The sequence below is a fragment of the Streptosporangium sp. NPDC000095 genome (assembly GCF_042899335.1).
In the GTDB taxonomy this organism is placed as follows: Bacteria; Actinomycetota; Actinomycetes; order Streptosporangiales; family Streptosporangiaceae; genus Streptosporangium.
In genome coordinates, this window is sequence record NZ_JBIAZS010000001.1 from 888,750 (window position 1) to 907,076 (window position 18,327).

Consider the following 18,327-nt stretch of genomic DNA (forward strand, 5'->3'; position numbering starts at 1 on the left):
CTTCAGTACTGGGGTTCGGCCGCGCGGCGGGCACGCTCGGCGGCGGGGTCGGGGATCGGGACGGCCGCCAGCAGCGACCGGGTGTAAGGGTGCTCCGGCGCCTCGTACACCTGCTCCCGGGTGCCGATCTCAGCGAGCCGTCCCTGCTCCAGGACCGCGATCCGGTCGCAGAGGTAGTAGACGACCGCCAGGTCGTGCGCGATGAACAGGATCGACAGGTTCAGCCGCAGCCGCAGGTCCCGGAGCAGGTTGAGCACCTGGGCCTGGACCGAGACGTCCAGGGAGGAGATCGGCTCGTCGCAGATGAGCAGCCGGGGCTCGACCGCGAGGGCTCTCGCGATGGCGATGCGCTGGCGCTGGCCTCCGGAAAACGACCTGGGGTAGCGGTCCAGGTGCTCGGCGGACATGCTCACCGTCTCCAGCAGGGTCGCCGCGCGCTCCCTGCGCCGGCGCCGGTCCGGTTCGAGGCCGTGCACGGCGAGTGGCTCCTCAAGCAGCTCGGCCACGGTCATCCGGGGGTTCAGCGACGAGTACGGGTCCTGGAACACCATCTGCATCTCGCGGCGCAGGGAGCGCAGTTCCCGGCGTCCGGCCGCCAGCACGTCGCGTCCGCCGAGTTCCACCTGGCCGGAGTCGGGTTGGGTCAGCCGCGCCACGCACCGCGCGGTGGTGGACTTTCCTGAGCCCGACTCCCCCACCAGGCCGAGCACCTCGCCCGGCATCATGTCGAAGGAGACGTCGTCCAGCACCCGCCTGCCCTCGAACGTCTTGACCAGGTTTCGCACCCGCAGCAGGGGCTCGCTCACGACGGGCTCACCGTTCCCTCCTCGGCCGTCTCCACCGCGGAGCCGATGGTGGCCAGCGGCCTGGACAGGTCTCCCCCGATCCTGGGCACGGCCGCGAGCAGCGCCCTGGTGTAGGGGTGCCGAGGCGCCGCGTAGATCTCCTCGACCGGGCCGCTCTCCACCGCCAGGCCGTGGCGCATCACCACCACCCGTTCGGCGAACCCGGCCACGATGCCCAGATCGTGGGTGATCAGCAGCACCGCCATGTCCCGCTCGTCGGCCAGCTCGTGCAGCAACCGCAGTACCTGTGCCTGGACCCGCACGTCGAGTGCGGTGGTCGGCTCGTCGGCGATGAGCAGCGCGGGTTCCGCGATGATCGCGATGGCGATCACCACCCGCTGCCGCATCCCGCCGGAGAACTGGTGAGGGTAGTCGTCGAAGCGCTGCTCGGCGTCGCGCACACCCAGCCTGGAGAGCAGCTCGACACCGCGCCGCCTGGCGACCTTCTTGGACACCCCTCGGATGACCAGCGGCTGCGTGATCTGCCAGCCGATCGTCATCACCGGGTTGAGCGAGGCGAGCGGGTCCTGGAAGACCAGGCCGACCCCCGAACCGCGGATCTCGCGCATCCGGCGCGGCGGCAGCGCCAGCAGGTCGGTGCCGTCCAGCTCGATCCGCCCGGACAGCGTGGCGTCGGCGTCCAGCCGCAGCACGGCACGCGCGGTGACCGACTTGCCGGAGCCCGACTCGCCGACCAGCGCGACCTTCTCGCCGCGGGCCAGTTCCAGGTCGACGCCGTGCACGACCTCCACCGGCCCCTCGGGCCCGGGAAAACTCGCCCGCAGATCTCGTACGGCGAGCAGTGGTGTGTCCTTCATCGGCCGGCCCCCTCGCGGATCGTCGGGTCGTTGCGCACCCGCAACCAGTCGCCCAGCAGGTTGAAGGAGATCGCGGTCAGCATGATGGCGAGGCCGGGGAAGGCCACCGCCCACCAGCCGTTGGTGAGGTTGTTGGCCGCCGCGGCGATCATCGCACCCCATTCGGCGGACGGCACCTGCGCGCCGACGCCGACGAAGGACAGGCCGGAGATGACCAGCATCACCGCGGCGACGTCCAGCGTGGTCTGCACGTACAGGGTGTTCAGCGCGTTGGGCAGGATGTGCCGGAAGACGAGACGGGTTCTGGAGACCCCGAGCATCCTGGCCGCGTCGACGTACTCGGCGTCCTTGACGTCGCGGACCAGCGTGCGCACCAGCCGCGCGTAGCCGGGCCACCAGGTGAGGGAGAGGGCGATCACCGCGGACTGCAGGCCCGAGCCGAGCGCGGCGGCCAGGCCGAGGGCCAGGATGATCGACGGGAGCGAGAGGCCGATGTCGGTGATTCGCATCAGCACCTCGTCGACGACCTTCCCGCCGAGGGCCGCGACCGTACCGATCACGGTCCCGATCAGCGCCGCGGCGACGATCACGATCATCGTGGCGGGCAGGGTGACCCGCGCGCCGGACAGCACCCGGCTGAGCACGTCACGGCCGCTGGCGTCGGTGCCGAACCAGTGGTCGCCCGAGGGGGGCAGCAGAGCCTTGGACAGGTCGACCGCGTAGGGGTCGTGCGGCGCGATCAACGGCCCGATGACGGCGAGGACCACCATCGCCACGGCCACCGTCACCGCGACGCGCTCGACGATCGGGACGCGGGGCAGGCTACGGCGGCGCGTGCCGGCGTGCGCCGTGGCGCCGGCGCTCACGCGTTCACCTCCGCGAGAGAGGGTACGGCCGGCTCGCCCGTGCGGCGCTTCGTCCTGCGCAGCCGTGGGTTGAGCCAGAGCTGGACCAGGTCCACGGCGATGTTCGCCACCACGAAGACCACTCCGATCACGAGAACCGTGCCGATCACGGTGTAGAGGTCGCTCTGCAGGACGGCGGCGACCGCCTGGGCGCCGATGCCGGTCCTGCCGAAGATGGATTCCACCAGGACCGTGGAACCGAGCATCCAGCCGAGTTGCATGCCGAGAATCGTGCTCGCCGGGACCATGGCGTTGCGCAGGCCGTGCCGTACCACCACACGGAGTTCCGAGGCGCCGGTCGCCCTGGCCAGCGTGATGTAGTCGGAGTCCAGCGTGGTGATCATCGAGGAACGCACCGTGCGGGCCACCACCGCGACGAACGAGGCGGCCAGGGTGAGGGCGGGGAGTATCAGGTGTTGCAGGGCGTCGCCGAAGGCGGCCAGGTTCCCGCCGAGCAGCGCGTCCAGCGAGGTCATCCCGGTGATCCTCGGCACGTCCTGGCCGAAGGCGAGCTGGCCGGTCAGCGGCAGCAGCCTGAGTTCCGCGGCGAAGACGAGCTGAAGCATGAGTCCCAGCCAGAAGACCGGGACCGCCGCGCCCAGCAGGGCGATGAGCCGGGCCGCGATGTCGGCCGACCCGCCTCGGCGGTAGGCGGCGTACACGCCCAGCGGTACCGCCACCACGACGTTGATCGCCATCGCGGCGAGCACGAGTTCCACCGAGGAGGGCAGCATGGCCGAGATGTCGTCGAGCACGGGCCGCTGGGTGAACACCGAGATGCCCAGGTCGCCGTGGAGCAGCCGGTCCAGATACCCCGTGAACTGATGCCACAGCGGCTGGTCGAGGCCGAGCTCGATCCGTACCCGTGCCACCTGTTCGGCGGTCGCGTTACGCCCCGCGGCGGTCCTGGCCGGGTCGCCGGGCAGTACCTGGGTCATCAGAAAGGTGACGACGGCCAGGCCTGCCAGAACGACGACGCTGGTCACGAGCCGCCGTAGCAGGAAACGAGCCATGGGGTACCTCCCCTCAGTGGTGATCTCCGATGATGGGCGGGCTCGGCGCGAAGGTTCGCGCCGAGCCCGGCGGGTCAGCCGACCTGCACCTGGTAGACGTCCACGGTCTGGTGGTGCGCGGGGTCATAGGCGTAGCCGGTGAGCCCTTCGCGGTGAACCGTCACGTACTGCGGGTTGGACATGTTGACCGAGGGGTGATCGGCCGCGATGGTCTGCTGGGCCTCCTTGTAGAGAGCGCAGCGGGCCTCCTCCTCCGTCAGCTTCTGAGCGTCCTCGACCAGCTTGTCGACCTTGGGGTTGTCGTAGCCGCCGCTGTTCTGCCCGTTGTTGATGAACTTCGAGTTGAACTGCAGGTGCAGCACGGAGTCGGGGTCCGGGTAGGGCGGGAAGCCGTAGATCATGCCGAGGTCGGGCGTGGTCTCGTTGCTCTTGAGCATCTCGACGTACTGCGGGTAGGTGACCGCCGACAGTTCGACCTTCACCCCGATCTTGGCGAGGTCGGACTGGAGCAGCGTGGCCGCCTGTTCCATCTCGGCGGTGGCCTTGAGGTAGCTCATCGTGAGCGTGACGTTCTTCAGGCCCGCGGCGTCCAGGATGCTCTTGGCCTTCTCCAGGTCGTAGCCCGCCTGCGCGACCGTGAGGTCGGCGCAGGCCATGGTGCCCGCCAGCACTCCGACGGCCTTCTTGCCCGCGCCCTTGAGGATGGCCGACTGGTGCTGGTCGTAGTCGTAGGCGTAGGTGATCGCCTCGCGCAGCGCCTTGTCGGCCGTCGGCGAGTCCTTCATCTTGAAGAAGGTGTAGAGCTGCACGTTGGTGTCGGCCTTGTCCACCACGTAGCCGGCGCTTTCGAGACCGGCCCAGTCGTTGGGGTCGATGTCCATCGCGATGTCCACGTCACCGTTGCTCAGCGCCGTCTTCTGGGTCGCGGCCTGTGGCAGGTAGCGGATCACCACGTCCTTGGCCTGGTTGGTGAAGCCACCCCAGTAGCCGTCGTGCCGGGTGAACTTGGCCTCCTGGTTGGGGGTGTAACCGACCAGCTTGTACGGCCCGGACCCCGCGCCGTTGGCCGCCAGCCACTGGCGGCCGTCGTCGGAGCCGGCGTTGGCCTCCACCAGCTTGGAGTTGAGCAGGTAGACCCGCGACAGCGCGCCCAGGAACGGCGCGTAGGCCTGCTTCAACGTGATCGTCAGATGGGTGTCGTCGACGACCTCGGCGGAGTCGTAGGCGGTCAGCAGCGACGCGACGCCCATCTGGAGTTTGGTGATCCGGTCCATCGTGTACTTCACGTCGGCGGCGGTGAGCTTGGTGCCGTCGTGGAAGGTCACGTCGTCGCGGAGCGTCAGGTCGAGGGTCTTGCCGTCCTTGGAGAACGTCCACTCGGTGGCCACGGCGGGGTCGAGCACGCCGCCCTTGCCGTACTTGACCAGGGTGTCGTAGGCGGGGATGGACACCTCGTCGACGGTCGAGTTGTCGGCCTGGACAGGGTCGAAGGTGGCCGGCGGCTCGTTCTCCGCGATGATCAGTGTCTGCTTGCGGAGGTCGGAGCCACCGGAGGCGCCGGAGCCGCCCGAACCGCTCTGGCCGCAGGCCGCGAGGGCCAGCGCGCCGACGAGCAGTACGGAGGTCAGGCCCAGCTTGCGCTTTCGGCCACGTGCCGCCGGGGTGGCGGGGGGTCGGTGCACTTTCGTCTACCCTTCGCTCTTGGGTCGGGCGGCCCTGGCCGGCGTGGGCCGCCAGCCGTCGCCGTCCACGATCACGCCATAGGACTGCTCCGCGGCCTCGGCGCCGACGTAGCCGTTGAGTACGTCGGCCACCACCGCGGCCGGGTCGCGGTCGAGAGGGTCGCCGTAGCCACCGCCTCCGGCGGTCCGGTTCACGAACCGGTCGCCGGCCTTCATGTCAGCCCTGTACATGCCGACCCGCTTGGCCCGATCGGTGTCGGGCCACAGCACCATCTCGCTGGGCTCGGGCTCCTGGCCGCCGTCCAGCGCCCAGGGCCTGGTCTTGCTCTTCTTCTTCATCGACAGCACCTCGCCGTCGGCGAGGTAGCGGACCTGCCTGAGCACGCCGACGCCGCCGCGGAACCTGCCGGCGCCACCGGAGTCGGGAATCAGCTCTAGTCGCTCGTGGAACACGGTGGACTTGTGCTCCAGCACCTCGACGGGGGTGTTCCTGACGACGCTCTGGGAGGGGTGCTGCTGGGCGTTCGCGCCGTCGCGGTCCTTGCGCGCCCCCCAGCCGATGCCCTCGTTGTTGCTGATCACGAAGTCCGCGCCGGTGCGCGGGTCACGGCCGAGCGCCATGAAGCCCGGCTCGTCACCACCGGAGGAGGCGGGGATCGAGTCCATCACCTGGGCCAGTGCCTTGTGGATCAGCTCGAACGCGACGATGGCGCTCCACTGGGTGAAGGTCGCGGCCGGGTAGACGGCGTGGAAGAAGTTGCCGGGATCGGCCTTGACCTCCAATGCCCGGTAGTGTCCGGCGTTGGAGGGCTCCCTGGGCGTGGTCAGCTCCTTGAAGATGGCCTTGCCCAGGCTCTCGGTGGAGCCGATCGGCAGGTTGACCGGGCCGGCCACCGCGCCGTCGGAGCCGTTGAAGTCGACCTCCATCCGGTCGCCGTCGATGGTGACCTTGACCTCCATCCGGATCAGGTCCTCGGTGATGCCGTCGTCGTCGCAGTAGTCGAAGGCCGTCCAGGTGCCGTTGGGCAGCGCGGCCAATGCCTTGCGCGCGACCCGATCACCGTGTTCGATGACCTGCCTGATGGCCTGGTCGACGGTCTCGCCGCCGAACTTCTCCCAGACCTGCGCCAGCCGGTTCTCGCCGGTGCGCAGGGCGGCGAGCTGGGCGTGGAAGTCGCCGATGGTCAGGTCGGGCAGCCGGGAGTTGAACCGGATGAGCTCGACGATGTCGCGGACCACCTCACCGCGGCTCACGATCTTGGTGCCGGGGAAGATGAGTCCTTCCTGGTGCATGTCGGTGGAGTCCAGGACGTAGCCCGGGGACTTGGCACCGAGGTCCATCCAGTGCGCGCGCACCGCGAGGTAGGCCGCGGGGCCCTCGTGCCCGTCGCGGAAGACCGGCGCGAAGAGCATCGCGTCGTAGGAGTGCGCGCCGCTCCAGTACGGGTAGTTCAGCAGGTAGACGTCGCCGGGTGCGAAGTTCTCCCGGCCGACGTACTCCACGCCCTTGACGATGGCGTGGTCGTTGGCGCCGAGGAACGAGGTGATCCCCGCGGCCTCGGCGGTCAGGTCCAGGTCGGCGTTGTAGATCGAGATGCCGAAGTCGAGCACCTCGTAGATCACCGGGTTGAAGGCCGCCCGCACCAGGGTGCGGCGCATCTGCTCGCCCACCGAGACCAGGTAGTTGCGGATCACCTCGACGGTCGCGCCGTCCAGACGCTCAGGGCTGTTCACAGGGTTCCTCCGGTACCGGTCACCAGCAGCTGTCCGTAGGTGTCGACGGTGAGCCGCTGATCACCGAAGATCACCGTCGTCGAGGTGCCCTCCTCGACGATCGCCGGGCCGCTCACCTCGTGGCCGGGCGCCAGAGTCGTCCGGTCGTAGACCGGGAACACGGCGGTCTCGCCGGTGGCGACGTCGAAGGCGGGCCGCTCGCCGACCGCCTCGGGCCCACCGGGGCCTGCGGGCGCCCACTCGCGCAGCGCCGGCTTGGCCAGCCGTCCCACCGCCCGCACCCGCAGGGTGAGGATCTGCCCGGTGTCGGCCATCGCGTGGCCGTAGCGCGCCTCGTGCTGGGCGTTGAAACGGGCCAGCACACTCGCCGCGGTGTCACCGGGCTGCAGGTCGATGCCGAGGCTGTGCTCCTGACCGTGGTAGCGGATGTCCAGCCTGCGGATGAGGGTGCGGTCCTCGGGCTTGATGCCCTGCGCGGACAGCACCTCGTCGCCCTGCGCCTCCAGGTCGGCGAACTCGCTCTCCAGGACGGCCAGGCTCTCGTCGCTGAGGGAGCGCAGCACGGTGGCGGCGAACTCGTACTCCAGGTCGGACATCAGCATGCCGAAGGCGGAGAAGGCGGCGGGCACCTGCGGGACGATCGTGGTGGCGATGCCCATCTCCCTGGCGAGCATCGGGCCGAGCAGCGGTCCGGCGCCGCCGATGGCGAGCAGCGCGAACTCGCGCGGATCCAGCGCCCGCTCCACGGTGATCTCGCGCAGCGCGCCGACCATCCGGGCCAGCAGCACCCGGAAGACGCTCGCGGCGGCCTGCTCCACGCTCACCCCGAGGGGAACGGCCAGTTTGGCCTCGACCGCGGCGCGGGCCGCCTCCGCGTCGATGCTCATGTCGCCGCCGAGGAACGCGGCGGGGTCCAGGTAGCCGAGCACCAGCGCGGCGTCGGTGACGGTCGGCTCGGTACCGCCCGCGCCGTAGGCCACCGGCCCCGGCACGGCGCCCGCGCTGTGCGGACCGACCTTGAGCAGTCCCTCGTCGATCCAGGCGATCGAGCCTCCGCCCGCGCCGACGGTACGGATGTCGAAGATCGGAATGAGCAGCGGGAAGCCGTCGATGCCCGCCTCGTGCACCTCGCCCGGCTCGCCCTCCTCGATGACGCAGCAGTCCACGCTGGTGCCGCCGACGTCGAAGGAGATCAGCTTGGGCAGCCGCTGCTCGCGGGCCAGGAAGGAGGCGCCCACCACTCCCCCCGCGGGGCCGGACAGCACGGTCATCAGCGGGGCGCGGCGGGCCAGTTCCGCGGTCATCGCGCCGCCGCCCGAGCGCATGATGTGCAGCGGGTGGGTGAGTCCCGCCTCGGTCAGCCTCGCCTCCAGGGTGCCGATGTAGTCGCTCAGCACCGGCCGGATGTAGGCGTCCAGGGTGACGGTGCTGGTCCGCTCGTACTCGCGGTACTCGCGGGTGATGTCGGTGGAGACCGAGATCGACACGTTCGGGTAGAGCTCGCGCAGGATGCGCGCCGCCCGCCGCTCGTGCTCGGGGTTGGCGTAGGAGTGCAGGAAGCAGATGGCGAGCGAGGCCAGTCCCTGCTCCTCGACCAGGATCCGGCCTGCCTCGCGCACGGCGTCCTCGTCCAGGTCCTGCACCACGTCGCCCTGCGCGTCGATCCGGCAGGGTACGCCGATCCGCCGGCGGCGCGGCACCAGTGGCGGCGGCGGCGCGTAGGAGAAGTCGTACATGTGCTGGCCGGGGACGTTGGCTCGGGCGATCTCCAGCAGGTCCCTGAAGCCCTCGTTGGTGATGATGCCGAGGTCCGCGCCGCGGCGCTGCAGGATCGCGTTCAGGCCGAGCGTGGTGCCGTGGACGAACGCCTCCACCCCGTCCAGCCGGGTGGCGAGACCCCCCACCGCGTCCAGGACGCCCTGGGCGGGAGCGCCCGGGGTGGTCGAGGCCTTGTGCAGCCGGATCTCTCCGGTCTCCTCGTCGTAGGCGATCGCGTCGACGAACGTTCCGCCGATGTCCACGGCGAAGCGGGTACGGCCGGCCGGAGTGTCGGGGGAGTTCACAGGGCGCCTCCAGGGACCTGCTGCGGGGCGGGGACGACCGGCAGGTCGTCGCGGACGATCCGGCCGGCCTGCATGACGAAGGGGATACGGCGCAGCGCGGAGACGTCGCTCAGCGGATCGCGATCGGTGACGATCAGGTCGGCGAGGTAACCTTCCTCGACGGCGCCGGCCTGGCCGGCCAGGCCGACCAGGCGCGCGGCCTCGGACGTGCCGGCCCGTACCGCCTGGAGAGGGCTGAGACCCGCGTCGGTGAGGAACTCCATCTCGCGGACCGCCACGACGGTGTCCTCGATGGGCTCGCCCGGCGGGTAGTCGGTACCGGCGAGCATGGTGATGCCGGGCGCGCCGGGGTCGTCCGGGTCGGCGATGCCTGCCGCGACCGCCCGCCGGATGCTGTCCAGGTGGCCGGGGCCGACCTCCACCGCCCGCTCGATCTGCCAGGGCGTGAAGCTGTGCTCGGCCATCCAGTCGGGGCAGCGGGTGACGCACAGGGTCGGGGTTAGGAACACCCGCCGGTCCGCCATCAGCTTGGCCGTGTCGTCGTCCAGGTCGTAGGCGTGCTCGTAGCCGCGAACTCCGGCGGCGAGCGCCTCGCGGATCGCCGAGCCGGCGCCGGCGTGCGCGGTCACGTAACTGCCGTGCTCCTCGGCGGCGCGGACCACGGCCCGCATCTCCTCGACGGTCATCTGCGCGCCGGTGAACGACTCGCCCTGGTGGGCGATGCCACCGGTGATGAAGATCTTGATCAGGTCGGCGCCCGCGTCCAGCTCCTGCCTGGCCGCGCGCAGGAAGCCGTCGTGCCCGTCGGCGTAGGAGCAGTCGGCGCCCTTGCCGTGGCCGCCGGTGGTGGAGATGGCCCGGCCCGCTCCGACGATTCGCGGCGCGGCCACCCAGCCCTGGTCGGCGGCGGTGCGCACCAGCAGGTCGGCGCGGTTCTGCTCGTGCACGCAGCGGATCGTGGTGACCCCCGCGACGAGGGCGTCCTGTGCCCGGGACAGCGCGCGCAGCGCGCTCAGCCCGGGGCTCTCCGACTCGTCGGTGGCGGAGAAGGGGTAGAGCACCGACAGGTGGGTGTGCACTGAGATCAGGCCGGGCATCAGGTACCTGCCGCCCAGCTCGACGGTCTCTGCTCCCGGGGGCGGGGCGTCCGTCGTGATCTTCTCGATCCGGCCTGCCGCGACGAGCACGTTGGCGTTCCTGCGGATCCGTCCCGATCGGACGTCCACGACGTGCCCACCGGTCAACCAGAGGGTCTCGGGCTCCGACGTGGGCCGCAGTCGAGGTGATGTCAGCACCGCTTACTCCTTCTGTCCTGGTGGTTTTCCTGCTCTGGGCCGTTGTCTTCCTGACTTCGCCGCTCCATCAGCCGGCCGGGACCGAGGTCGGAGACGTCGACCGGCGGCGGCTTCCCCTCGATCAGGCAGCGCAGCGTCTCCCCCCACAGCGGGGCGAAGCTGAAGGCGTAGGTGCCTCCCGCCACGTAGAACCCGGGGGCGCCGGGTACCTCGCCGATCACCGGCATCTCGTCGGGCGTGGCCGCGAGCGGCCCGGCCCACATCCGCAGCAGCCGCAGGTCCCGGATGAACGGCAGCACCCGGACCGCCAGCGCGACGTTGCCGACCAGGCTGTCCAGGCTGGTGGCGCTCCGGCCGGCCAGGTCCATGCGCAGGGCCGGCCAGCCGCCGCCGATCAGCAGGTTGCCCGCGGCGACCTGCTTCACCGACAGTCCCTCGCCGATGTGCTGGACCAGGTGGGACATGGTGGCCGAGGAGCGCACGGTGGCGTGCATCTGGATCGCCACGGGTGTCATCCGCAGCGTGATACCGGCCAGCGCCGCGATCTCCCCCAGCCAGGGCCCCGCGACATCGACCACCACGGGGGTGTCCACCACCTGCTCGGCGGCGCCTCGCCCGGCGACCACCCGCCAGCCGTCGCCGTTGCGAGTGATCCGCCGGACCGGCGCGAACGCCACGGTCCGGCCGCCGTGTCTGGCCGCCGAGTCCAGGTAGGCGGGGGTGACCTTCAGCGGGTTGGCGTAGCCGTCCAGGTCACACCAGGTGGCGGCGGCCACCGTCGGTCCGAGAAGGGGAAGCGCGGCCCGCGCGGCGTCCCCGTCGAGGATCTCGGTGTGTATCCCGGCTGCGGCCTCCCATTCGTGCTTGTCGCGCAGTTCCTGGCACTGCTCCTCGGTCTCCGCGACGGTGAAGCCACCGGTGCGGCGGACCTCCACCGAGGTCTCCAGCTCCTCCTCCAGCGTCTCCCAGCGGTCGCTCGCGGCACGCTGCAGCGGTAGGAACCGCGCGCTGTCCAGCGGTACCCTCTGACCGGGGCGCCTGGTGTGCACGGCCTGCATGTGCAGATTGCCGGCGGTGGTGCCGGAGCCCTCCCTGCCCGGGGCACCTCGTTCGAGGACGAGCACCCGATGGCCGCTGCGGGCCAGGTGGCTCGCCACCGAGGCGCCGAGCACCCCGGCTCCCACGATCACCGCGTCCGCGGTCCGCGTGCTCATGCGTCGCCTTTCTGCGATTCCGGTCCGGCCAGCTCCAGCAGCGTGGTGAGAGGAACGGGGCGCACCGGCAACCGGGAGGGGAAGACCTGCACCCGTGATTCGCCCGCGCCCTGGTCGGGCGCGACGGACCTGACCAGTCCCGCCACCGCGAATCCGCACTCCCGGCCCTGGCAGGGGCCCATTCCCGCGCGGGTCCAGGCCTTGGTCGCATTGAGGTCGCCGTCGGCGCTTCCCGTGGCGGTGGTGCGGATCTCCTCCGCGCGGACCGCCTCGCAGCGGCAGACCATGGTGTCGGCGGGCAGCGCGGGCGCCAGCGTGGCGAGCAGCGCCGCCGGGTCCGGGTAGAGGGAGTCGGTCAGCGCGGTGAAACGTGCCAGACGGCGCCTGGCCGACACCACTCGCCGCGCCTCGGACACCGGCACGGTCACACGGGTCTCACGGGCCAGGATGTCGTGCGCGGCGGCGAGCCCTCTGGCCCTCGCCGCGTGCACCCCGCCGATCCCCGCCGCCTCGCCCACCACGTACACGTCGGCCCGGGAGGCGCGTCCCGCCGCGTCGGTCACCGGCACCGCGTCCCCGCTCGCCGCGTCGATCCGCACCTCGCAGCCCAGCATGCGGGCCAGGTCGGTCTGGGGACGGAAGCCGTACCCGACGCAGAGCGCGTCCACCTCGACGGTGCGGACCGGGCGCGTGGGCCTGGCCGCGGCGGCGAGTGTCACCGAGGAGACCCGGTCGCGGCCGTCGGCGCGGAGCACGACGGTCTCCTGCCAGATCGGCACCCGGGCGCGGGCCAGCCGCGCGGCGTAGGAGGCCAGTTCGCGCAGTCGCGCGGGGTGGCCGAGCGTGCCCAGCGCCCGCAGGCTCGGCCGGTACGGCCTGCCCGCCTCGGCGATGCCCGCCACGCTCACGCCGAGTTCGATCAGCGAGCAGGCGACCGGCAGCAGGAACGGCCCGGAACCGGCCAGGACGACCCGGTCCCCGATGGTGGTGTGGTCGCTCGCGGCCAGGTGCTGGGCGAAGCCCGGGGTGGTCACTCCGGGAAGCTGCCAGCCGGGGAAGGGAAACACCCGCTCGAAGGCGCCGGTCGCCAGCACGAGACGGCGGGCGCGCAACCGCACCGGATGTTCGGCGGCGTCGGAGGCGAGCAGCGTGCGCCCGTCGTCGTCCACGCCCCAGACCAGATGGCCGGTACGGCACTCGACGCCGGCCGCGCGCACCTGGTCGATCAGCCGGCCGCCCTCGGGCCGATGGTCGCCCCAGTGCCTCGCCACCGCGGGCGCGGGCCGCCGGTAGTACTGCCCGCCCAATTCCGGCTGCTCGTCGAGGATCGTCACGGCCAGCCCCGCGGAAGCGAGGCGGGCCGCGGCGCTGAGCCCCGCAGGACCACCGCCGACGATCACGACATCCCGTTCGACGACCTCGCCGTACACGGCCGTGCCGCGCTCAGCGGTCATGCGGAACCTCTCCCCCTGCGGCCGTCTCGACCCGCATTCCGGCATAGATCTTGGTGATGCAGGCACGGACCCCCGGACGCCCGTCCACGGTCACCTCGCACTCGAAACACACGCCCATCCCGCAGAACGGGCCGCGCGGGTCGCCGCCCACCGGATTGCGTCGCAGGCTCCACCGCCGCTCGCCGACGAGGACCGCAGCGAGGCTGATGCCGTCGACGGCCCGCACGGAATCGCCGTCGACGACGATCTCCGTTCGCGGAGCCCGGCCGGGGCCGGCCTGCCGACCGGTGCGGTTCCGCTCCGTCGTCATCGCCCGGCCCGCCCCAAGGCGGTGCCCCCGGCGTCCCCGGAAAGGGCTTCGACGAGGCCTGACTCCTTCAGCACGGCGCCGATCGCGTCGAGCCTCTCCGGATCCGCGATCGGCAGGAGCGGCGGGCGGACGTGCCCGCCCGGCTGGCCGAGCATCGCCATGGCCGCCTTGAGCTGGGCGATGGGCGCGCCGTACACGCCGCTGTAGTCGGGATTGATCAGCCGGGAGGAGAGCCCCGCGTACCGGTCGACCCAGCCGCGCGCCGCCTCGCGATCCCCCGCCGCGACCGCCTCGTAGTAGGGGACGGCGAACGGGGCGCCCATGCCGCCGCCGTCGATGTTCCCGTCCCCGCCCAGCTCAAGCAGCACGGCTAGGCCACGCCGGTGCAGGAAGCTGCCGAACACCCGAACCCGGTCGCTCACCTCCTCCACGGTGCCGAGCATCCGCAGCCAGTCACCGGTGCTGTCCTTGATGGCGACCACGTTGTCCAGGTCGGCCAGTCTGGACATCAGACCGGCGTGGGCGGAGATATCGACAGCCACCCCGCGCGGCCAGTTGTAGACCATGAACGGCAGCTCCGTCGCGGAGCTGACCTCCCGGTAGAAGGCGAGGATGTCCTCGGGCCCCGGGTGCACGTACGGCGGGGGCGTCGCGAGCACGCCGTCCGCGCCCGCCTCGGCGGCGTGCCTCGCGAACCCGATCGCCTCCTCGGCGGTGTACGCCGTGACACCAACGACCACCGGGACCCTGCCGGAGAGCTCGGACACCGCGATCTCGGCGACCCTGCGGCGTTCGGCCGCGCTCTGGCTGAACCACTCACCGGTGCTCCCGTTGACCAGGACCCCGTGCACGCCCTGGGCGGTGTAGAGCCTGAGCAGCGCGCGCCACGCGTCCTCGTCCAGCCCGCCTTCGCTGGTGAAGGGGGTGGGCGCGGCCGGCCAGTAGCCGCGCCAGGTGACGTCGTCGCGGTCCATGGAACCCCCGTAGATCAATGTTGTAGTCATTTTTTGGGATCGCTTGCATTAGGTTGCAGCACTCGGGAGATTCAGGTCAAGGCCGAAAACTGTTTTTAACCTGGGCAAATTTCTCATCACCGCACCAAGAGTCCACGATCTTGTGGCAAAATCTCCCCTCGGATGGGATCGATCCCAGAAAGAAGGACGATGGCGATCACGCTGAAGGACGTCGCCGCCGCGGCCGGGGTGTCACGCAGCACGGCTTCCCGCGCACTCAGCGGCTCACCGCTGATCGCCCCGGAGACCCGGGTGGCGGTGAAGGAGATCGCGGAACGGATGGGCTACCGCCCCAACCGCGCGGCCAGCGCACTGCGTTCCAAGCAGTCTCATGTCGTGGGACTGGTGCTGAACAACCTCATCAACGCGTCCTTCCACACCATCGCCGAGGTCGTGCAGCGTCGCGCCGCAGCCGAGGGCTACCAGGTGATGCTCTGCATCACCGACGCGGACCCCCGGCGGGAGGAGTCCTTCCTCCGGACCCTCGCCGCACACGGGGTGGACGGGCTGATCATGATAGGTACAGGCAAGAACACAGCCATGGCCAACGCGCTGCTCGCCGAGGGCATCGGAGTCGTCAACGTCATCCGCGCCGCCGCCGAGAGCGCCGCGCCGTCGGTGCTCGCCTCCGACCGCGAGGGCGCCCACGCGGCCACCTCACACCTGCTCGATCTCGGTCACGAGCGGATCGGCTTCATCGGCGGCCTGCTGAGCGCCAACTCCGGCCTGGAGAGGTTCGCCGGCTACGAGCAGGCGCTGAGGGAACGCGGGCATCAGGTCGACGAGTCACTCGTCGAACGCGGGCCATTCGACTCCGCCTTCGGCTCCCAGGCGACGGAGCGGCTGCTGCGCCGCAACCCGGAGATGACGGCGCTGTTCGCCGCGAACCACGAGGCCGTGTTCGGCATGCTGCCCACCCTCGTCGGCGCGGGCATCGTCATTCCCGAGCAGCTCTCGCTGATCTGCTACGAGGACATCCCCTGGTTGCGCTGGTGGCAGCCGCCCATCACCGTCGTCGACAACGGGGCGAGTGAACTCGGAGATCTCGCCATGAACTTGCTGCTCCAGCAGATCGAACGGACCGACCGGTCGACGGCTCCCGTACGCACCGGGCGGGCGGGCCGGGCCTACCGGGTAGGCGCCCAACTCGTCCTGCGCTCGTCCTGCGCGAGGCCGCCCGCCGGGTAGGCCCGGGACCGGGCACCCGGCGGCCACCGCGGACCGGTCCGCGGGAGGATTTCCCTGGAAAACGGCGAACGCGCTCTTCGTCGACACGCAAGACCCGCGACAAGGACCCGCCGCCGTGTCGTCGGCGTCGGTCCCGGTCTTGGTCTCTCGGTCTTGGTCTCAGTCGGGATGCTGCGAGGTCGCGGCCTCGGGGCGCAGGTCGGCGAGGCTCAGCTGGTGCGCGGGCTCCTCGGGCAGGACGATCCGGCGCGTGGGGACGAGATCCGGTCCGACGTGGAGCAGTTCGCCGGGTTCCATCGGGCTCCATCCGGGATGGTCGTCCATGTGCTCGCTCGCGACCACGTAGGCGGGGGCGCCGACGAGGTCGCGGGAGCGGACGCGGATACGGCCGTCGGTGCCGCTCTGGTCGAGGTGCCGGCCACCGTGGCACCCGCCCGCGGCACGCTGGAGCACGTACAACCGGTGGGTGTCGGGATAACGCAGCGCCCACAGATCCCGCGGGGTGGTGAGAACCAGGTTGAGGCCGTAGATGGGCAGGTGCTGGGCGACCCAGCGGGCCGCGGCCTCGATACCGGCGGCGACGTCGCCGCCGTGCGCCCTGGTCTCACGGGTGATCAGCGCGAAGAAGCGTTCGGAGTCGGTCTCCCCCTTGACGAGCTTTCGATCCTCGCCCAGTTCCGCGTCGAGGTCGTCCAGGCCCTCGACCACCCCGTTGTGCGCGAAGAGCCGCCCGTCCTGCAGGAAGGGATGCGTGTTGCGTCTCTCCAAGCCGCCGGTGGAGGCGAAACGTACGTGGGCCACGAAGGTGGTGGATTCCACCTCCTTCGCCTCCTCGGCGAAACACCGGTCCCGGTAGGCGGCGATGGGCGCCTTGTGCACCTCCGGGGTGCCGTCGGCGTCGAAGTACCCCAGACCGGTCCCGTCGGGGTCGCGGTGGCTCTGCTCGCTGAGGCTGTCCGGCGCGTCCAAAAGCCAGAAGGTGGCACGCGTACGCCGAGGCGCGCTGCTCAGACCGAACAAACGGCACATCTCACCGTCTCCTTCTCATTCGTCCTTCGCCCACGCCGCCCTCCCCCGGCCGACGCGAGCGCCTGCGCACACCCTCAGCCGTGGTGTCGGTGTCTCTTCCCTGCGCCGTGCGCGAAGCCTCCGGCGTCATCGGCGGTGCGGTGCCCGCCTTGCGCCTCCAGGCGGGGCAGGACCCTGCGCAGGTCCTCCATCAACAGATCGGCCAGGTCGTGGCTGAAGCCGTTGCGGACGACGACGCGCAGTACCGCCAGGTCCGTACGGTTCTCGGGAAAGGTGTAGGCGGGCACCAGCCAGCCGCGCTCGCGCAGCGCGGCGGAGACGTCGAAGACCGTGAAGCCGTCGACTCCCTCACGTACCCGGAAGGCGAACACCGGAGCCTCGCCGCCGTCGGTGAGCAGCTCGAAGTGGTCCAGCCCGGCGATCTCCCCGGCCAGGCGGGTCGCCACGTCCCGGCAGGTCCGCTGCACCCGGCGGTAGCCGTCGAAGCCCAGCCGCAGGAAGTTGTAGTACTGCGCGACCACCTGGGCGCCCGGCCGGGAGAAGTTCAGCGCGAAGGTCGGCATGTCCCCGCCGAGGTAGTTGACGCGGAAGACCAGATCGTCGGGGAGCGCCTGGGAGTCGCGCCACAGCACCCAGCCCACCCCCGGCATCACCAGCCCGTACTTGTGTCCGGAGGTGTTGATCGACGCCACCCGTGGCACCCGGAAGTCCCAGTGCAGGTCCGGATCGAGGAAGGGCGCGATCATCGCGCCGGAGGCGCCGTCCACGTGGATCGGCACGTCGAGTCCGGTGCGGGCCTGCAGGTCGTCCAGGGCCGCGGCGATGTCGGCGACGGGCTCGTAGCTGCCGTCGTAGGTCGAACCCAGGATGGCCACGACCCCGATGGTGTTCTCGTCGCACCGCTCGACGGCGGTCTGCGGGCTCAGGTGGTATCGATCGCCCTCCATCGGCACGTAGCGGGGTTCGATGTCGAAGTAGTCGGCGAACTTGTCCCAGCAGATCTGTACGTTGACGCCCATGACGAGATTGGGCCGGTCGTCTGGGCGGCCCTCCGCACGGCGCCGCTGCCGCCAGCGTCGCTTGAGCGCCAGGCCCCCCAGCATGGCCGCCTCGCTCGACCCGGTCGTCGAGCAGCCCGTCGCGCGATGAGGATCCTCTGCGTGCCAGAGCCTGGCGAGGATGTCCACGCACCGCGTCTCCAGCTCCGCGGTCTGTGGATACTCGTCCTTGTCGATCATGTTCTTCTCGACGCACTCGGCCATCAGCCTCAGTGCCTGCGGCTCCGCCCAGGTGCTCACGAACGTCGCGAGGTTCAGCCGCGCGTTGCCGTCCAGCATCAGCTCGTCGTGAACCAGCTGGTAGGCCGTCTCCGGCTCCATCTCCCCTGCCGGCATGGCGTGGCGCGGGACCCGCAGGGGCTCCCGGCTGAAGATCGGATTGATCTCCAGATCCCGGCTTCCACGCCCGGTGTGACCTGGCCGCCTCAGAGGCATCGTCCACGTCCTTCCCCAGCTGATCAAACCGCTGTGAGCTGGGGTTTTCCCCTTGAACGGGGTACCCAGGCCACCGCCGCGCGACACCCTCGCCGCAGTGGCCCCGCCGAGACCTCACCGCCTGACCGAAGAACCGTGACCGTTGATCGGGGCCGTTGTCCGTGTCCGTGGGCCGGGACCATACGTCGGGAACGTGCGTCGGGAACGTGCGTCGGGAACGTGAAAGCAGATCGACGGATCGGGTGATGAGGGATGACCGCTGATCGCGTCC

At 70.8% G+C, this 18,327-nt stretch carries 15 protein-coding genes; 1 reads left to right on the plus strand and 14 read right to left on the minus strand.

Annotation, left to right across the window (positions count from 1 at the left end; all coding sequences use genetic code 11):
• Positions 1-2: 2 nt before the first annotated feature.
• From ACFY3V_RS03665 to ACFY3V_RS03720, 12 genes are all read right to left on the minus strand, one after another.
• Positions 3-806: an ATP-binding cassette domain-containing protein gene (locus tag ACFY3V_RS03665; RefSeq protein ID WP_389769638.1), complete on the minus strand. Its 804-nt coding sequence runs from the start codon at positions 804-806 to the stop codon at positions 3-5.
• Positions 803-1,663 (minus strand): ABC transporter ATP-binding protein, encoded by an 861-nt coding sequence (locus ACFY3V_RS03670; RefSeq protein WP_389769641.1) that lies wholly within the window; start codon positions 1,661-1,663, stop codon positions 803-805. The genes ACFY3V_RS03665 and ACFY3V_RS03670 overlap by 4 nt, the downstream gene beginning before the upstream one ends.
• Positions 1,660-2,529, minus strand: coding sequence for an ABC transporter permease (locus ACFY3V_RS03675; protein ID WP_362902747.1), 870 nt, complete (start codon positions 2,527-2,529; stop codon positions 1,660-1,662). The genes ACFY3V_RS03670 and ACFY3V_RS03675 overlap by 4 nt, the downstream gene beginning before the upstream one ends.
• A complete protein-coding gene (locus ACFY3V_RS03680; RefSeq protein ID WP_389769646.1) occupies positions 2,526-3,581 on the minus strand; it encodes an ABC transporter permease in 1,056 nt (351 codons plus the stop codon). Before ACFY3V_RS03680 ends, ACFY3V_RS03675 begins: the two co-directional genes overlap by 4 nt.
• Before the next feature lie 74 nt (positions 3,582-3,655).
• Positions 3,656-5,263, minus strand: coding sequence for an ABC transporter substrate-binding protein (locus ACFY3V_RS03685; RefSeq protein WP_389769651.1), 1,608 nt, complete (start codon positions 5,261-5,263; stop codon positions 3,656-3,658).
• Between the two features lie 6 nt (positions 5,264-5,269).
• Complete coding sequence (locus ACFY3V_RS03690) at positions 5,270-6,997, minus strand: hydantoinase B/oxoprolinase family protein (RefSeq protein ID WP_362902753.1); 1,728 nt, start codon at positions 6,995-6,997, stop codon at positions 5,270-5,272.
• Positions 6,994-9,060: a hydantoinase/oxoprolinase family protein gene (locus ACFY3V_RS03695; protein WP_362902755.1), complete on the minus strand. Its 2,067-nt coding sequence runs from the start codon at positions 9,058-9,060 to the stop codon at positions 6,994-6,996. Before ACFY3V_RS03695 ends, ACFY3V_RS03690 begins: the two co-directional genes overlap by 4 nt.
• Positions 9,057-10,355 carry an amidohydrolase family protein gene (locus ACFY3V_RS03700; RefSeq protein ID WP_362902757.1) on the minus strand — a complete coding sequence of 433 codons (1,299 nt, stop codon included), beginning with the start codon at positions 10,353-10,355 and terminating at the stop codon, positions 9,057-9,059. Before ACFY3V_RS03700 ends, ACFY3V_RS03695 begins: the two co-directional genes overlap by 4 nt.
• On the minus strand, positions 10,349-11,569 hold the full coding sequence (locus ACFY3V_RS03705) for an NAD(P)/FAD-dependent oxidoreductase (protein ID WP_389769658.1): 1,221 nt from the start codon (positions 11,567-11,569) through the stop codon (positions 10,349-10,351). Before ACFY3V_RS03705 ends, ACFY3V_RS03700 begins: the two co-directional genes overlap by 7 nt.
• Positions 11,566-13,023, minus strand: coding sequence for an NAD(P)/FAD-dependent oxidoreductase (locus tag ACFY3V_RS03710; RefSeq protein WP_362902761.1), 1,458 nt, complete (start codon positions 13,021-13,023; stop codon positions 11,566-11,568). The genes ACFY3V_RS03705 and ACFY3V_RS03710 overlap by 4 nt, the downstream gene beginning before the upstream one ends.
• Positions 13,013-13,333: a (2Fe-2S)-binding protein gene (locus tag ACFY3V_RS03715; RefSeq protein ID WP_362902763.1), complete on the minus strand. Its 321-nt coding sequence runs from the start codon at positions 13,331-13,333 to the stop codon at positions 13,013-13,015. Before ACFY3V_RS03715 ends, ACFY3V_RS03710 begins: the two co-directional genes overlap by 11 nt.
• A complete protein-coding gene (locus tag ACFY3V_RS03720; protein WP_362902765.1) occupies positions 13,330-14,337 on the minus strand; it encodes a dihydrodipicolinate synthase family protein in 1,008 nt (335 codons plus the stop codon). Before ACFY3V_RS03720 ends, ACFY3V_RS03715 begins: the two co-directional genes overlap by 4 nt.
• 159 nt (positions 14,338-14,496) lie before the next feature.
• On the opposite strand from ACFY3V_RS03720, the gene ACFY3V_RS03725 reads away from it, so the two are divergent.
• On the plus strand, positions 14,497-15,534 hold the full coding sequence (locus ACFY3V_RS03725) for a LacI family DNA-binding transcriptional regulator (RefSeq protein ID WP_362902767.1): 1,038 nt from the start codon (positions 14,497-14,499) through the stop codon (positions 15,532-15,534).
• A gap of 159 nt (positions 15,535-15,693) precedes the next feature.
• Here ACFY3V_RS03725 and ACFY3V_RS03730 read toward each other — a convergent pair whose 3' ends face one another.
• Together ACFY3V_RS03730 and ACFY3V_RS03735 are read right to left on the minus strand one after the other, a co-directional pair.
• A complete protein-coding gene (locus ACFY3V_RS03730) occupies positions 15,694-16,563 on the minus strand; it encodes a class II glutamine amidotransferase (protein WP_362902769.1) in 870 nt (289 codons plus the stop codon).
• A 74-nt stretch (positions 16,564-16,637) separates the two neighbouring features.
• The gene (locus ACFY3V_RS03735; RefSeq protein ID WP_362902771.1) at positions 16,638-18,056 is read right to left on the minus strand and encodes a glutamate decarboxylase; all 1,419 of its coding nucleotides are present in this window, start codon (positions 18,054-18,056) and stop codon (positions 16,638-16,640) included.
• Positions 18,057-18,327: the final 271 nt, after the last annotated feature.

What these genes read in the sequence shown, in the direction of transcription:
- ACFY3V_RS03670 (WP_389769641.1), bottom strand. Translation starts at nt 1,663, where the DNA reads ATGAAGGACACACCACTGCTCGCCGTACGAGATCTGCGGGCGAGTTTT.
- ACFY3V_RS03680 (WP_389769646.1), bottom strand. Translation starts at nt 3,581, where the DNA reads ATGGCTCGTTTCCTGCTACGGCGGCTCGTGACCAGCGTCGTCGTTCTG.
- ACFY3V_RS03705 (WP_389769658.1), bottom strand. Translation starts at nt 11,569, where the DNA reads ATGAGCACGCGGACCGCGGACGCGGTGATCGTGGGAGCCGGGGTGCTC.
- ACFY3V_RS03710 (WP_362902761.1), bottom strand. Translation starts at nt 13,023, where the DNA reads ATGACCGCTGAGCGCGGCACGGCCGTGTACGGCGAGGTCGTCGAACGG.
- ACFY3V_RS03715 (WP_362902763.1), bottom strand. Translation starts at nt 13,333, where the DNA reads ATGACGACGGAGCGGAACCGCACCGGTCGGCAGGCCGGCCCCGGCCGG.
- ACFY3V_RS03720 (WP_362902765.1), bottom strand. Translation starts at nt 14,337, where the DNA reads ATGACTACAACATTGATCTACGGGGGTTCCATGGACCGCGACGACGTC.
- ACFY3V_RS03725 (WP_362902767.1), top strand. Translation starts at nt 14,497, where the DNA reads ATGGCGATCACGCTGAAGGACGTCGCCGCCGCGGCCGGGGTGTCACGC.
- ACFY3V_RS03730 (WP_362902769.1), bottom strand. Translation starts at nt 16,563, where the DNA reads ATGTGCCGTTTGTTCGGTCTGAGCAGCGCGCCTCGGCGTACGCGTGCC.
- ACFY3V_RS03735 (WP_362902771.1), bottom strand. Translation starts at nt 18,056, where the DNA reads ATGCCTCTGAGGCGGCCAGGTCACACCGGGCGTGGAAGCCGGGATCTG.